We start from the raw sequence: 14,246 nt of genomic DNA on the forward strand, positions 1-14,246 counted from the left end.
AATGATGCTGTACAAGCATGGCGATTTGATTTTCAAGGCCGGACACCGACGTTTTCATACCGTCCATCCGGGTGCCTATCGCTTTCATGTCACCCCGCAACTCTTCAAGAGAAAGCTGTATGGCGTGCATGGTCTTGCCGTCGGGAACCGTTTCCATCCGGCGCTCGAGCTCTTCGACGCGATCTCCGAGTTCGGCCACGGTCTTTTGCGTGTCGTGGTGTTCCGCTCTGGTCGCAAAACGTCGGGACAGGTGATAGACGCCCCATCCGTAGACGAGTGTGGCGAGTATTCCGAGCACCGGCCACCAGCGGTCAAGCTCAGTCAGTATGTCGGCCACGGGAGCCTCCATCATTATAGAAGGTAATGAGCGCCCGATACCCGGCTTCGAGCTTCCGGCAATACCCGCCAAAGTCCCGGACATGAGCGAGCACGTCTTCCGGCGTCGCTAGTGTGTCCGGCTGTACCTGGGCTCCAGCGGCTCCGGCGGAACCGGGAGCGTCGTCAGCGCCGCCGGGGGCGGAGCCTTCGTTTCCGGCGCTATGATAGGAACCGGCAAGGCCGAGGGCCTCGTTGTACAGGCGCACCCACTCAAGAGATAAACCAGCACAATCACGGCGAGCCTTTTCTGATACATCCCTGATCCTCCTGTTGATGCTGGCGCGCTCAGCGTCCAGTTCGGCGGTTTTCGCGGCGAGTTCGCGGGCGAGCTTCTCACCCCGCGCCGTGGCCGCCACAAGCGCCTCATGAGCTCGTCTTTCGGAGGCGGCCACGGCTTCGGCACGGGCCTTTTCCTCTTCGGCACGGGCGGCGTTCATTGCTGCAATCTTGGCCTCGTACTCTTCAGTCACGACGTCGAGCCCCCGCCAGACGCCCGCACCGTAAATGACAACGCAGACGAGGACGGCCCAGAGCCACGAAGGAATCTTACCCAGCACAACTCACCCCCGGCCCCCAGCCCGCCCGGATGTAAGCGTGCTGGTATTCGATGATGCGCGAGACGTACCTGCGGTTTTCCCGGATCGCGCTATCTTTGCGGCCCGCATTTACGGTTTCGACGTGTCTGAACCAGCGATCCGGATCGAGCCCCTTCTTTGCGGCGAGGTTCCGGTCTCGGTTCACCCAGCCCGCGCCGCCGTTGTAAGCGGACAGCACAAAAGCCATACGATCGCAGGGGGCAAGACTTTTCCCGGTGCTCATGGCGCTCATGCGATCCCAAAGGTATTTATCGTAGACGACGCACGCCCGGAGCGACCACGTGGGGTTGAAGGGCTGAGGCTTGCCGACTTCCGGGGCGACTTTCGGAAGCCATGTCGCCGTCGATGGGATAAACTGCGCCAGTCCCTGCGCACCCGCCGCCGACACCGTGTCATTCCGCCACCACGATTCCGTATGGATTTGGGCGGCGAAGATAGACACCGGGGCATTCAATCCCCACGCGGCGCGGGCTTCGCGGATCAGCGTCGCCCGGTGCTGGAGCGCGGCGCGGGGTATCTGGACTTCGGCGGCCTCGGCGTCGCCAGCAAAAAAGGCGAGCAGGCCAAACAGCACCGATACGACGATGGCCGCGCCCACGGCGAACGCGACTCCCACGCAAAACGCCTCGGTGCAGGAGAAAAGGAGCTTTTGCGGATCGATACGCATAATCACAGCCCCAAACACATGCCGAGGATCACCATGCCCACCATGATCCCGCGCCGGATGGTGGCTACGGTGAAGGCGCGGAGATACCCGGCGCATATCTCAAAATCCACTTCATCGTCCCCGCCGTCGGCGTCGGGATCGCGGAGCCAGTCTTTTTTCAGATACCCCGACGGTCGGGCATAGGGGAAAATGGCCCGGTCGATCCACACGCCGATGCACGCGGCGAAGGATACGAGCCCGGCCTTGTATGCGATGACCGGGAGCTGCTGCGGGGAAATGACGGCAAGGAAAGCGAGGATCAGGACGGTGACGAGGCCGCACAGGGCAAGCCAGCGGCGGGCGGAAAAAAGACGTTTAAACATAAAGAAAACCTCCATGTGTTTCCTTCACAGTAGAAGAAACACATGGAGGCGTCTTTGAAAGGGCTTTAGGAAAACGGCTACAAACCGGGGAACCGCAATTGCCCGCTCCCCCGGCGGGCGCGCTCGGCTTTCAGGATGGCATATACCCGCTGCTGTGTGAGGCCGTACTTTTGAGCAAGCTCCGCGATATTGTTCCCGGTGAACTCCCGGTACAACGTGGCGTCGCGCTTGCGGAACCGGGCCGCGAGGTTCTTGGGAATATAGATTGACGAACCGCCCCAATCCTCGGCGAGCATATCGGCGACCCGCCGCCCGAACTCGCGGGCCTCCTCGTCATTAACGGCGGGAAGGCCGGAACGGGCCATGCCCGCAACCCGCGCGGCGACGCCGTCGAGAAGTTCGGCATAGTACGGGGTATCCATCACGTCCCCCACGCGCCGGAGTATCGGCCCTTTTTCTTGGCGTCATAGGTTAATGCGGCGATGACGCCCCGGAGCTGCTCGACCGTCGCGTGCTCGAAACACTTCGTGACGCCCCCGGACTGTTTTTTCAGGATGGTCACGGCGTATCCCCACGGCACTTTCGTCCCCTCGGCGCGTCCTTTTTCGGCAAGCTGAGCCTCGATTTTACGCATGTAGACGTCGCGCCCGAGGCCGGAGTCGTCCTTTTCCAGCGTCAGCGGCACGTCCCGGCGTTTGCGGCGCTCGCCGGTGCGCTGCGGGGACGCCTTGCCGCGCTTGCCCTCGAATCCGAGCCGCTGCATGTACAAAATGCAGCTCTTGCGCTGGTGCGCTGAAAGGTCGCGGGCCGACTCTACGCCGAACTGCGACATGAGCATGGCCCGGTACGTCTCGTCATCCATCGCAAGCTGTTTTTTCGCCACATGGATCTTGGCGAGCTCCGCGCGGCGGTTCTCCACGGGAAGGCTTGCGGGCTTGCGCTTCGCGGGCGTATAGGGCTTTTTCGGTTCCGGAGAGGAAACGGGCGTGGCGGTTTCAGGCGGGGCGGGCTTTTTCACCTTGCCCGTGGCGAAGTCGATGATCATGATGTCCTCCCGATGATGGACAGACTGTTTACGGGAAGCATGACGACGCCCCGTCCGTAAACACTGACGCCGACGTACGCGAGGCCGTCCTGCGCCCGGATCGGTTCCGTCATCGTCCAGCCCGTTTCGCGGCGTTCCGGCATGTCGCCGTCGGCCGGGGCGGTCTGGTGGCTGACGCGGGTGCCGCGCGGGATGTCCGGGAGCGGTTCCGGCTCAAAGTTGCCGAGTGTCATCATGACGGCCATGTTGACGATCTGCGCGGGGGTAAGGAAGGCAGGTTTGCCGTCGAGGTCATGCCATACGCGATCCACGCGCACCCGGTAGCAACCCGCTGGGCCGCCGTACGCCTCGGCCTTGGCCAGCTCGAAACGGACGCGCCGGGAACCTTTCCGGACGCTGAGTGAACCGCAGAAAACGGGAGTTTTCATCCTGAACCTCAAATATCGATGCCGAACGCCGCGAACCGGGCGCGGAGCTCGTCGTTTTCATGCCGGAGTTTTTCGGCAAGGCGCTGTGCGGCCTCAAGACGCCTTTCGTCGACATCCACGCTGTGGGGAGCGCCCGAGGAACGCTCAGGGAGCGGGCCGTCAAAGGTCATGCGATAGAGCGTTTCCGCCGACATGACCGCGTGACGCCCCCCCCCACAGCAAGCGGTAATAAGGAACGAGCGGCCCGTCCGCCCGGCGGACATCACCGGACTCGGACATCTCATACCCGTCAGCGTGGGGAATCCGACGCCAGTCCATGCTTTTTCTCCTTACGTTGCTCGTCGACGTAGTTCAGGGCACGAAGGCAGGTATTCAGGTTGTCTCTGAGCTGCTCGAAGCTTCCGCCCCTTTTAAGCATGAAAAGACATACCGTATCACCCCGTTCCATATCTTTGATGGCGTGGACGCCCGCGCCGGATACCGTGGCGACATAGCGTGTCATCGTTTCCTCCTGTACAGTTTTCGGGCGAGGACGACTTCGCGCTCGCTCAATGGCTTCGGACAGAGAGCGGCCGGGGCCAGATTATGGAGAGGATACCCGAGGCGGCAACGGAATGCCGGAGGCTGGCCGCGCCGATACCGACGCACCAGCGCGGCGCAATTTTGACACGTTGCATGGATCGCGAGTTGCATGGGTGCTCCTTCCGTTATTGGAGGCTGCTCATCAGGCCCGGCGCGCCACCGCCGGACGACGGCCCGTGTGGGCCGTTTCGCGCTGGTTATTCTTCGATCGCTATGCAGTCAGATGAAAAGTATCCGTCCGAACCGCCGTAAGTGTAAAAATGGGGAATCCCCCAATCGAAAGCGCAAAGCGTTTTGGATTGCGGCGTCTGTCCGTCTGGTTGCAGGAGCATCTTTTCAACAGCGCGTTCCGCCTCTTCCTTTGAAGCGGCAAGAACCGTCCTGCTCGCGGAGCCTATGACGTTCACGTTCACTTTGTATTCTTTCAGCGCGCCGGGATTTCTTTTGCCCATGTCTTTCCCCTCAGTTCAACAGTTCCCTAAACGCCTTCGAGGGCTTGAACGTCACCCGCAGCCGAGCGGGAATATGGAGCTTTTCCCCGGTCTTCGGGTTGCGGCCGTCGCGGGCCTTGGTGTGGACGGCCGAAAGTTTCCCCATGCCCGGCAAAGAAACCTCTCCGCCCTCGAACAGCTCGGAAGACATGACGCCGCACAGGCACCCGAAGAGGACTTCAAGCTGATTGAGGGGGTATACGTCTTCGCTGCAATAGGTCTGCAAATCGGATTGCCACTTCTTGATGAGTTCGGTCTTGGTCATGATGCTCGTCCTTATAGGGTTGAAGGTTGGGTTTCGGGTTCGGGTTGTTCGGGAAGTTCGTAGTAAAAGACGTCCTCCTGCACGACGGTGCAGCCGATGCCCGCGAGGGTTTCCGGCGCGAGGCCCTTGAGCTTTTCCTTGTCGACCTCCTCTTTTACTCGGATATACTCACGCATCCCGGTATCCCGGAGCGTCGTGAGCACGCGCTCGAACGTCCATTTCTTGAGCGTTTTGAGCTTCGAGGACGCCCGGAAGCCCACGATCCCGAACTGGAGCTGCACGGACTTCTTTTTGCTGAACAGTTCCGCCTTGCTCGCTTCGGCGAAACGCCCGATCGCAAGCTCAAGGGCGGCGTCGACGTCCTCCAGCGAATGGACGGGAAACGCGGCGGGGGAAAGGTTCGGCTTAACGCGCTTCGGCATGGAGTCCTCCTCTGACTTCAAAAACGACGTGGGCAGAGCGGTAAACGTCTTCTTCAAGCTCGCGTACGCGCAGCACTTCCCGACGCATTTCGTTGACGATGAACGGGGCAAGCTCCCGGATGTCGTCATTGCCGCGCTTCGTGAGCTTGTCGAGCACGTCGAGGCATTTTTCGAGATTCTCGGAGATCATGGCGTTCCTCCTTTTTGAGTTCGCTGTACAGGCAGGATCCCCGGCATGACCGGAAAAGCTGCACCTCTATGGGGTTGATGGATGAAAACGGCTTTTGCTGGTTGTCCCGGCACTCCTTCCGGCTGATAAGACCGAGCACGGGGCAGGGGATGATGGAAATCCCGAGAAGGTGCTCGACGCGGCTCCGGATGAAGTCGAGCTTCGCGCGGCCGCGCCGAATGGCGAGGCTCACAATGGCCGGGGAGACGGAAAGATCCGCCGCAGTCTTCCGCAGCCCCTTGCCGTCGCAGGCCGTGGCCAGCTTTTCGATCCAGTCCGGCAGCGGCGTTCCCCAGGCGGCCTCGGCTTTCTCGCGGTTCGTCATTCGTCGTCCCTCCCTGCAAGCGGCCCGTGGACGACGAGCTGATCGATATTCGGATCGTAAACATGCGTGACCAGCACTAGTTGGGGGGCCTTTGCTCCGGTGTGCCGGGCCGGGACGAACCGGAACTTTTCATCGCCGAGATCGCGAAGATAGCCCGCCCGCGCCAGCCAGCGGCAATAGTCCAGCGCTTCGGCACGCGAAACCGGCGACTCCGCGAGTGTGGTGGACATCGCAAGCTCGCTGGCGGTAAAGATCCCGAAAATCGGCATGGCGTTCCACAACCGGGAGCGGACTGAATCGGGCAGGAACGTCCCGTCCCTCCTGACGCGCGGCGCATGGACGCCGAGATCGCGCTTGAGCGTGTAGACGCTGTGCTTTCCGCCCGTCCCCCGGTGGATCACGTCGAGGACGCCAGCGGCGACAAGGCCGGCGAAGTACCCCCGGACGGCGTCGGCCTTCGCGTCGCACCGATCCGCCACTTCGCGGACGGTAACGGTCTTCATCTCACGGATGGCCGCCCATATCCGTTCTCTGGCGGTAAGCGCCGCGTAAGGCGTACTTGAAAACAGTTCGGCCATGTTAGCGCCTCCTGCTCGGAGCCTCGCCGGTATACAGCGGCCGCGCGCCCCAATCAGCGAGGCTGATGGTCTTGCGGCCCTCGACCTTTGCGGCCTCTTCAACGAGAGCAAGGTTGACGACGACGCGGCGGGCCGAACCGTTGGACACCGTGTAGATGCGCTGCAACAGGTCGTCGGCGATCTCGGTCCCGGCGGCGTAGAGCCTGCACAACGCCTTGACGTCCTCAAAAGACACCGGCTGCGCCGGGCACCAGTCGAGCACGCGCCCGTGGAACCGTTCCCACTTTTCGAGCTTGCCGGGGAGCCATTCTTCACCGATCAACATGATCGGGGCCTGGGACGCTTCATAGATGTCGCGGACGATCTCGATCTGTTTGTGCTCGACGAGAAAGTCGGCCTCGTCGATGACCAGCGGCTTGCCCGACAGGGCGAGTTCCTCGGCTATCTGATCGAGCATTTCGGAGATGGTCTTGCCGGGCTTCAGCCCGAGTCCCTTGCAGATCGTCTCGTGCGCAGCCTTGCGCGTCCACGAGCTGCGGGCCTGCACATAACAGGCACGACATTGGATGACTGCGCAGGCGGCGGCCGTGCTCTTGCCAAACCCTGAAGGGCCGTAGAAGACCGTGATCCCGGGCAAATGCCGGGGGCGGTCGATCGCCCGCTTGAGCGTGCCGAGGCACAGGGCGACGTTGGTGAGCGGGGCAATGCCCGTATTGACGCTTGCTGTTGTCTGTTGCATAGTTATTTCCCTCATAGACATGGAGATGTGCCTCTCCATCCCGGCCCGTTGCGTCAACAACGGGCCTTTTTATTGGTTGACGGCGTAAAGCTGGTTCATGGCCTCAAAACCTGCGCGTTCTGCGCTGGTTCTGTACATTGATATCCAATTCAGCTCGTCGGCCGACAATGCCTCGCCGCTGATCGTGCGGGTCTGCAATGCCTCAAAAAGTGCATTGCGGGCCTGAGCGGACTGAGGCACCGTAAATTCGTTTTCGGCGACAAGCTCGATGGCTTGCGCACGGGCTTCCTCGGCCTGTTCCGGCGTCAGGGTCTGCATGGGCTTTTCGCCCGACGCCGCGCGCTGGGCTTCCATCAGATCAAACGTGACGTGTTCGATGACCTCCCGTGTCGGAACGGGGTTGTCGGCCACGAGCTTCTGCGCCCGCTCGGTGAGCATTTCGATGATGTCTTGCGCCATAGTGTCGAGATGGTTCTTTTTGGCGTCCTTTTTGATTTGGGAAATGGCGTTGCGGACGGACTTCATGGCGTTGCGGGCGTCAACGGCGATCTGGCGTCGTTCTTCGGGAGCCATAGCGTCGACGCACTTCGCCCGGCAGACGAACAGGCCGTCAAGGTAGACATAGGCGTATTGCGGCCGTGCTTTGTCGAATCTGATTTCCGCATCCTGTTGTGCGACGTCAGGCCGCCCAAGTTCGGGAGCGATGTAGGTTCTTCCCCCGATTTCGATCCCTTCCTTTGTGACGCGGCGCGTGCCGATGACAGGCAAAAGCAGCACGTCGAGCGCCTGATGATACTTCTCCGGGATGCGCCGGACGCCGTACGGATATTCAGAGAGCATCTGGTACGGCGTTTTTCCCCTCAAACCGCTATGCTGACGGTGCATGTAAACGGAATCCGTCCACTTGTCGCAAAACGCCTGCAATTCCTCCGGGCTCATGCCGATGGTGAGCGCTTCGGCTTCTTCGCCTTTCTTCGCCCGCTTCATGAGGCGCTTCGCAAAGTCTTCCTGATCCCGGATACGTTGCCTTGTGGCCACGTCATGCCCCACATAACAGGGCGCGATCGGCAACAGGTCATGGGAAAACGTGTGGAACACGCGCTCGATGGCCGGTTTCAGGTCCGGGCGGAACGGCGGCAAAATGTCGCAGGCTATCCCCAGATCCAAGAAAAGCCGCTGCATCTGCCGAGACGTAAACTCCTTCCCGTTGTCCGTTACAGCCGTTTCGGGAACGCCCCAGTCGAGAAGGCAATCCCGCGTGACGCAGGCGACTTGTTGCGACGTTGAGCGCTCGACAACCCGGAACTTCACGCGGCGGGTGTAGATTTCGATGACGCCGATGATTGCGTACCGCTTGTTGTCCGAAAGCATGACGTCCGACGGCGTGCCGTCGTATTCCCACCGCTGGTTGATCCCGGTCACAAAAGCGTAGAAATCGCCGAAGGAAGGCATCGTCTTGTTGCGCGCCTTGCCGGGAGCCGTGGCGGACAGGAACAATGCGGGATTCCTCGCCTTCCAGTCCCGTATCCAGCATTGCAGGCGGCGCAGGGAGGGAAGTTCGAACGGCTCAAGCCCGTCTTCGATCCGCTGTTCGTTTACGTGCTCGAGCTTGTACCGCACGTTGCCCGCCTTCCCTTCCGGGTGCTCGCAGACCGCCGCAACGATGAGCGCCTTGACTTCCGGCTGGCCGTCGATGCAGCCCTTGCCGCGCTTGCCCTTGCCGTAGTCGCCCGCGAGCCGCGCCGTGCCTTCCGTCTTGATCGCACGCTCCCAGTTGAGCAGGGTATTTTTGCTGACGTGCGGGATCGCTTCCCGAAGCCATGCCTCGGACTCGATCTCTCCGGCATTCCAGCGAACCGAAAAGGTTTCCATGCCACGCGTCTTCGGAAGCCCGGCGGTTTTAGTAAACATCCGGTACAGGAAGAAGAGCGCGGCCTTCGCCTCGGCGCGGGTCTTGCCGTTCCCGGCAAACCGGGACGGAAGCGACAGGGTAACGGGGGCGGGAGCCTTGACCGGTACCGGCGTAAACAGGGCCACCTTGGCGGCGATGGCGAGGCGGGTGGATTCCGGCATTGATGCGACGAACCACTCGTTGCCGCCGCCGCGTCCGGCGCGGGGGCGGGATTGCCAGCCTTCACGCTTGGCACGACGAAGGACAGCCATCTTGCTTGTCCCCCAGAGAACTGCAATCTCCTGCGTCGTATAAATTTCCTTCATCCCGTTCACGTCTTCACCTCTCAAAATTCGCCCCGGACTTGTGCCGTGCCGGGGAAACGTCCCGCGTAGGTTGGCGCGGTATCCGCCGTTGTGCAGGTTTTGCCGCCCCTGCATGGAAGAACTCGGGACGGCCTACACGGGCGCGGTAGCTGGATGACAAAAAAACTGTTTACGGAACACCCGATCCTTCTTAAATGGCTAGGCGTAGTTGGGATTCACGCCGCCGCCTCCTTCTCCGCCGCCTCAACGCGGCGGGGATCAAAAAGGTACTTTTCCGGGACGCCCGCCGAGCGGAGCGCGTCCAATACGCGGGCGCTGTGGTTCTTGCCGAGAATCGTGGCGGAGACGGACGCGCGGGAAATGCCGAGTTCATAGGCCACCACGGCCGCACTCATTCCGTTGCGTCTGAGCGCTTCATGGATGCGCATCGAGTAAAAGCAGCGCCGCTCGCTCAACTCCTTCCGGAGCGTCATGCCCTTGTCCGCCCAGTTCATGTTTCCCTCCCGTTTTTTTGCGCGTATGCGCCACGCCTATGCAGGCATTGATCTTATGGAGCCGGGCGGATAGAGTTTGCTTGTAAACATTGCATGTAAACCGCCCGTACACCTTCTTTTATCCATATATGGATATAAAAGTCAACAGAAATGTTGTTACAGAATACAAATATGGATATTTGTATTATTATCAAATAATACAATAAGATATTACGTATGCGCGGTGTTACAGAACTCGTTACAGAACGAATGAGGAACTGTTACACCTATGGATACTCTTGGGAAGCGAATAAAGGCAGCACGTGGAAACATCACACAACAGGATATATCTATCCATATTGGGATAGCTCAAAACAGTCTAAGCAGGTACGAGCGGGGAGAAAAAACTCCAGATGCCAAATTTTTAGAGAATTTTTGTTCTTATCTAAATATTTCATCCGATTGGCTTATTTTTGGGCGCGGCCCTATGCGCCCGGGCGAAAAAATCCCGGAGCCTGAGCACCATCAACAGCCCGTAGCGTCATCCGGCGAATGTGCACGATGCGTCAAGTTAGAGGCAAAACTGGAGAAAATGGAGGAGCAGAGGGACGAACTGGCGGCTGAAAACCGTAACCTCTGGAAGGAAAACGGTGAATTACGAGAGAAATGCGCCCGGCTTGAGGAACGCATGGATAAACCGCTTGTTAGCCGTGGCACTGCTGAAATGGGCAACCTTGGATAGATAAAAAAATACCCCCGTTTTATGTCAGAATTGACATGCAACGGGGGTATTTGCGTATACCAAAATTCTGTTTCGTTTCGGCGCAATTTGGAAAAAGCATCTGGCGCGACACAACCTAGACGCCGCGAACCGATTTTCCCACATTACCTCTACCTAAACCTCCTACTTCACATAACTACCATTCCCACTACTTCCCCCTAACTCCCATTATTTCCCAGTTTCCAAAATACCCAATACTATCTGGCATGGCACAGTGAGCGCCTTTGGCTCCAAATCCCGCCTCGTCCAGAAACGGGGATGGATTTGTTTTTATAATTCTACTGTGTTATAATTTTTTTTTGATTACGAATGCGCGGCACTCGGTTGCAGCGGATCGCGCATATGCCGGGCATTGGGGGGAAGGATTTCGCAGCTATTTTCCGTGGTATAAAATTGACATAATTTAAAAGATTATGCGATAAAATAGTGCCCTCCCCGCCTGTTGGCGGAGCGCAAGCACCGGCGGGCTCCGCCCGGCCCCGTATCCCAAACGGATGCCGGACAGAGTCTCCGTGCGGAACGGAGAACCGATCGCCCAAAAAACGGGGAACACGCCACAGGATTGCGGAGAAAAAACAAAATACAGCACGCCAGCCTCTCCCCCGCATGATTGCTCCCGTGCCCGCTCTCCCCGCCCGCTTCTCCCCGGCATTCGCCGCTGTGGTATCCCCAGCGGGGAAGGGGCCTTCCCCGCAATTTTATAGCCATTCCATATGATTATGTGCAGATACCTTGCCCGCACCGGTCCTTTGTTCCGAAAACCGCGGCATCCGGAGGCGTTCCCCTCAGGCCCGGGGCCGCTTTCACGTCCATCCCCCACTTCGCCATAAAGCGGGGCAATTTATCATAATAAAGCGTTATTCCTCCCCAAACACTGATTGCAACGGGCCGAAATATCCTTTAGAAAAGGACAGGTCGCACCTCAGGAAAAGCGGCCAACCCCATCCGGCTGTCCGGTCCCGACGCCGCGTATCGAGCGGTTTCGGGAACTGACGCTACCCGCCGCCAGTTCCGCCGCACGGTTTTATCCCGGCTCCTCCGGGGTTCCCACCGCTCCGTCGTTTTCCCGATTTGGTTGTTGGGGAACTTCCCAACGTTAAGGCCTGAGGAACGCTTTTTCCTCCTTGAAAACGAGAGCATCACATTGAAGCGTCCCGCGAGCCCCGCCGAAAACGGCGCAGGGGCTGCGGGTTGCCCCCCGAGAGAGTTTCCCTTGAGAATCACGATACCGTCTTTTTCTTCACTCCGGCCCGTTCTTCTGGCTGGGTTCCTCCTCGCGCTGCTGTTCGCGGGGTTCCCGCCCCGCAGCGGAGCCGAGGAAATCCTCCGCATCGGCGTGGAAGACGATTATGCGCCCTTCTCCTTTCCCGCCGAGGGCACGCAGGCCGGATTCGACCCGGAGATCGCTGAGGCGTTGTGCAAGGCCATGCGCCGTTCCTGCACGGTCGAGCCCCTTGCTTTCGGCACGCTGCTCGAAAAAATGCGCCGGGGCGAGCTGGACATGATCGTTGCCGGGCTTGCCAAAAACGAACAACGGCTGGCGTATATGGATTTCACCAACAGCTACTACCACTCCCGTTCCATCTATCTGGGGCTTCCGGGCAGCGTGGCCGTCAGCGCCGAAGGCCTGAAAGGGAAACGCGTTGGCGTCCAGGATCATACGCAGCAGGAGAGCTTCCTCCGGAGTCACTGGGTCAACGTGGCTGAAATCATCCGTTTTCCTACCTATGGGCAACTGATCGACGCCTTCTGCGCCGGACAGCTGGACGCCATCCTCGTGGACGGTCTGTCCGGGTACGAATTCCTCCAGAGCGAGCGCGGCCAGCCTTTCGCCATACTGGATGATCCCCTCCCGCCCGACGAAGACCTCGCCTATGCCCACATCGGCGTCCGGAAAAACAATTCCGAACTGATCGAGGCGATCAACGAAGCCATCGTCCATATCAAACTGAACGGCGAGTACGACCGCATCGTACGCAAATATTTCCCCTTCAGCATTTATTGAGCGCGTTCATGTACTGCAAGCCTTCCCGAAACGCGGAGCCGAAGCGGAAACGACAACTCGGCATCAACCTTTTCCCCGTGCTCGTCTCAGTGCCCCTGCTGGCGCTGCTGGCCTTCGTCTCTTTTATCTTCACCAATGACCTTCAACGGATCAAAAATCTGGCGCTCTCCACCAGCAACAGCCATCTGCCGCAGATCCTTGCCAAGCAGCAGATGCTCCTCAACGTCGAAAACATGCGCCGCAACATCGCGCTGGTGTACAGCGCGTCCGACCCCACCATCAGCCGGAACGCGGGCATCACCGCCCAGGCGCTGATCGCGGAATCGGTCTTTGAGGAGACGTCGGTGGACTTCTCCAGCAAAATGGATGAGATCAGGCCGCAACTCCTCCGTCTCATTGAGCTGAGGCAGCAGAGCTATCTGGCCGAGGATCGGCTCCATCATGCGGAAATCTTTTTTTCGAACGTGCTCGGGCGGCTGCTTATGCGGGCGGGGATGGAATACAGCTATCCCCTCAGGCACAGTGCGCGGCACCTGGACAAGGATTTCTCCAGAAACACGGCCAACAAGCAGGGCCTGCAGGAAAGCCTGCGCCCGCTGATGGACATGTGCGCCAAGGCGGAACAGGCCGAACCCCCTGAACGGACGCTGCTCAAGGACTGCGGGGAATTCCGGACGAACTGGGACGGCATCGTGTCCAATTGGACGCAGCTCGCGAGAGGCCACGTGGAAGCCAAACAGCTCTGGAACACCCTCGACGGCAAACTGCGCGAGCTCAGCGACGCCGTTTCGACCCACGAGGCCGAATGGATTTACCGGAGCATGTCCCACATCAACGAGGAAGTTTCACGCATCAAGGAACTGTTCCCGATCATGGGGACCGCGTTGCTCGCGGGGCTGCTGGCCACGCTGCTGCTCATCCACCTTCAGATCCTCCGCCCCCTGTCCCTGCTCTCTCAGGCGCTGCGGACCATCCGTTCCGGGCACTCCATCTCGGAACTTCCCCGGGTACGCATCCGGGAATTGCAGGACGTACTCGACGTTTTGCCCGACATCAGCCGCCATATGGACGAACTGAACACCCGTTCCGGCCAGCTCGCGCAGGAACGGGACCAGTATGCTGACCTCAGCTTCCGGGATGCGCTGACCGGCGTATACAACCGCCGGGCGCTTGAGGAAACGATGGAGCGCATCCCGGCGCGCACGCCGCTCGCCCTGCTGATGCTCGACCTCGACTTCTTCAAGAACTACAATGACCGGTTCGGGCATCAGGCCGGGGACGCCGCCCTGAAAGCCGTGGCGCAGGCCACGCAAAAAGCGCTCCTGCGGGATTCGGACAGGATATTCCGGTACGGCGGCGAAGAATTCACCATCATTCTGGCCGGGGCCGGACAGTATTCGGCCATGACCGTGGCACAGCGCATCTTGGAAGAAGTGGCCGCACTGGACCTTGTCCATCCCGATTCCCGGACGGGCAAGCTGACGGTCAGCATCGGCATTGCGCACCGCTCGTTCGGGGAAGATGCGGACATCTGCGAAGTGCTGACCCATGCGGATCAGGCGCTGTATGAAGCCAAGACGTCCGGCAGAAACCGGATCGTCCTTTTCGAGGGATAAGCCCCTTCCGGCCAGGCTCCGCCTTCAGGCGTGCTCCGGAACGGCGG

General features: G+C 59.9%; 22 protein-coding genes and 1 other RNA gene. 3 read left to right on the plus strand and 20 right to left on the minus strand.

What is annotated here, in order from left to right; all coding sequences use genetic code 11:
• The 20 genes from T370_RS0105160 to T370_RS0105245 form a co-directional block, all read right to left on the minus strand.
• Nucleotides 1-337: DUF2730 family protein (locus tag T370_RS0105160; protein WP_029434974.1), on the minus strand; the 337-nt coding region annotated here is incomplete at its 3' end.
• Complete coding sequence (locus tag T370_RS0105165) at nt 318-935, minus strand: hypothetical protein (protein ID WP_051643737.1); 618 nt, start codon at nt 933-935, stop codon at nt 318-320. The genes T370_RS0105165 and T370_RS0105160, both read right to left, overlap by 20 nt.
• Entirely contained in the window at nt 925-1,641 is a 717-nt protein-coding gene (locus T370_RS0105170; protein WP_029434976.1) for a transglycosylase SLT domain-containing protein, read from the minus strand. The genes T370_RS0105165 and T370_RS0105170 overlap by 11 nt, the downstream gene beginning before the upstream one ends.
• Before the next feature lie 2 nt (nt 1,642-1,643).
• On the minus strand, nt 1,644-2,003 hold the full coding sequence (locus tag T370_RS0105175; protein ID WP_051643748.1) for a putative holin: 360 nt from the start codon (nt 2,001-2,003) through the stop codon (nt 1,644-1,646).
• Between the two features lie 77 nt (nt 2,004-2,080).
• Complete coding sequence (locus T370_RS0105180; RefSeq protein WP_051643738.1) at nt 2,081-2,425, minus strand: Mor transcription activator family protein; 345 nt, start codon at nt 2,423-2,425, stop codon at nt 2,081-2,083.
• A complete protein-coding gene (locus T370_RS23455; RefSeq protein WP_051643739.1) occupies nt 2,425-3,048 on the minus strand; it encodes a regulatory protein GemA in 624 nt (207 codons plus the stop codon). Before T370_RS23455 ends, T370_RS0105180 begins: the two co-directional genes overlap by 1 nt.
• Nucleotides 3,045-3,476 carry a hypothetical protein gene (locus T370_RS0105190; RefSeq protein ID WP_029434980.1) on the minus strand — a complete coding sequence of 144 codons (432 nt, stop codon included), beginning with the start codon at nt 3,474-3,476 and terminating at the stop codon, nt 3,045-3,047. The genes T370_RS23455 and T370_RS0105190 overlap by 4 nt, the downstream gene beginning before the upstream one ends.
• Before the next feature lie 8 nt (nt 3,477-3,484).
• Nucleotides 3,485-3,760: a hypothetical protein gene (locus T370_RS0105195; protein ID WP_156034333.1), complete on the minus strand. Its 276-nt coding sequence runs from the start codon at nt 3,758-3,760 to the stop codon at nt 3,485-3,487.
• 5 nt (nt 3,761-3,765) lie between these two features.
• Nucleotides 3,766-3,978, minus strand: a complete 213-nt coding sequence (locus T370_RS0105200) for a hypothetical protein (RefSeq protein ID WP_029434982.1) — start codon at nt 3,976-3,978, stop codon at nt 3,766-3,768.
• Entirely contained in the window at nt 3,975-4,169 is a 195-nt protein-coding gene (locus T370_RS24815; protein ID WP_156034334.1) for a hypothetical protein, read from the minus strand. Before T370_RS24815 ends, T370_RS0105200 begins: the two co-directional genes overlap by 4 nt.
• A gap of 18 nt (nt 4,170-4,187) precedes the next feature.
• Nucleotides 4,188-4,252, minus strand: an RNA gene (locus tag T370_RS24160) — hammerhead ribozyme type II.
• 3 nt (nt 4,253-4,255) lie between these two features.
• Nucleotides 4,256-4,510 (minus strand): hypothetical protein, encoded by a 255-nt coding sequence (locus T370_RS0105205; RefSeq protein ID WP_029434983.1) that lies wholly within the window; start codon nt 4,508-4,510, stop codon nt 4,256-4,258.
• 10 nt (nt 4,511-4,520) lie between these two features.
• The gene (locus tag T370_RS0105210; protein ID WP_029434984.1) at nt 4,521-4,814 is read right to left on the minus strand and encodes an HU family DNA-binding protein; all 294 of its coding nucleotides are present in this window, start codon (nt 4,812-4,814) and stop codon (nt 4,521-4,523) included.
• Between the two features lie 11 nt (nt 4,815-4,825).
• Complete coding sequence (locus T370_RS23460; protein WP_051643740.1) at nt 4,826-5,236, minus strand: host-nuclease inhibitor Gam family protein; 411 nt, start codon at nt 5,234-5,236, stop codon at nt 4,826-4,828.
• Nucleotides 5,220-5,426, minus strand: coding sequence for a hypothetical protein (locus tag T370_RS25350; protein ID WP_029434986.1), 207 nt, complete (start codon nt 5,424-5,426; stop codon nt 5,220-5,222). The genes T370_RS23460 and T370_RS25350 overlap by 17 nt, the downstream gene beginning before the upstream one ends.
• On the minus strand, nt 5,362-5,790 hold the full coding sequence (locus T370_RS0105225) for a hypothetical protein (RefSeq protein ID WP_051643741.1): 429 nt from the start codon (nt 5,788-5,790) through the stop codon (nt 5,362-5,364). Before T370_RS0105225 ends, T370_RS25350 begins: the two co-directional genes overlap by 65 nt.
• Nucleotides 5,787-6,368 carry a hypothetical protein gene (locus T370_RS23465; RefSeq protein ID WP_029434988.1) on the minus strand — a complete coding sequence of 194 codons (582 nt, stop codon included), beginning with the start codon at nt 6,366-6,368 and terminating at the stop codon, nt 5,787-5,789. The genes T370_RS0105225 and T370_RS23465 overlap by 4 nt, the downstream gene beginning before the upstream one ends.
• A gap of 1 nt (nt 6,369) precedes the next feature.
• The gene (locus T370_RS0105235; protein WP_081847486.1) at nt 6,370-7,107 is read right to left on the minus strand and encodes an AAA family ATPase; all 738 of its coding nucleotides are present in this window, start codon (nt 7,105-7,107) and stop codon (nt 6,370-6,372) included.
• A 69-nt stretch (nt 7,108-7,176) separates the two neighbouring features.
• Nucleotides 7,177-9,438 (minus strand): DDE-type integrase/transposase/recombinase, encoded by a 2,262-nt coding sequence (locus T370_RS0105240; protein WP_081847487.1) that lies wholly within the window; start codon nt 9,436-9,438, stop codon nt 7,177-7,179.
• Nucleotides 9,439-9,539: 101 nt separating this feature from the next.
• Nucleotides 9,540-9,818, minus strand: coding sequence for a hypothetical protein (locus T370_RS0105245; RefSeq protein WP_029434991.1), 279 nt, complete (start codon nt 9,816-9,818; stop codon nt 9,540-9,542).
• Between the two features lie 268 nt (nt 9,819-10,086).
• Between T370_RS0105245 and T370_RS0105250 the strand changes: the two genes are divergently transcribed.
• The 3 genes from T370_RS0105250 to T370_RS0105260 all read left to right on the plus strand — a co-directional run bounded on the left by T370_RS0105250 (nt 10,087) and on the right by T370_RS0105260 (nt 14,199).
• Nucleotides 10,087-10,539: a helix-turn-helix domain-containing protein gene (locus T370_RS0105250; protein WP_051643742.1), complete on the plus strand. Its 453-nt coding sequence runs from the start codon at nt 10,087-10,089 to the stop codon at nt 10,537-10,539.
• A 1,252-nt stretch (nt 10,540-11,791) separates the two neighbouring features.
• A complete protein-coding gene (locus tag T370_RS0105255) occupies nt 11,792-12,583 on the plus strand; it encodes a substrate-binding periplasmic protein (protein WP_248604216.1) in 792 nt (263 codons plus the stop codon).
• A gap of 8 nt (nt 12,584-12,591) precedes the next feature.
• Nucleotides 12,592-14,199 (plus strand): GGDEF domain-containing protein, encoded by a 1,608-nt coding sequence (locus T370_RS0105260; RefSeq protein ID WP_029434994.1) that lies wholly within the window; start codon nt 12,592-12,594, stop codon nt 14,197-14,199.
• Nucleotides 14,200-14,246: the final 47 nt, after the last annotated feature.

The organism is Bilophila wadsworthia ATCC 49260, from assembly GCF_000701705.1.
GTDB classification, from domain to species: Bacteria; Desulfobacterota; Desulfovibrionia; order Desulfovibrionales; family Desulfovibrionaceae; genus Bilophila; species Bilophila wadsworthia.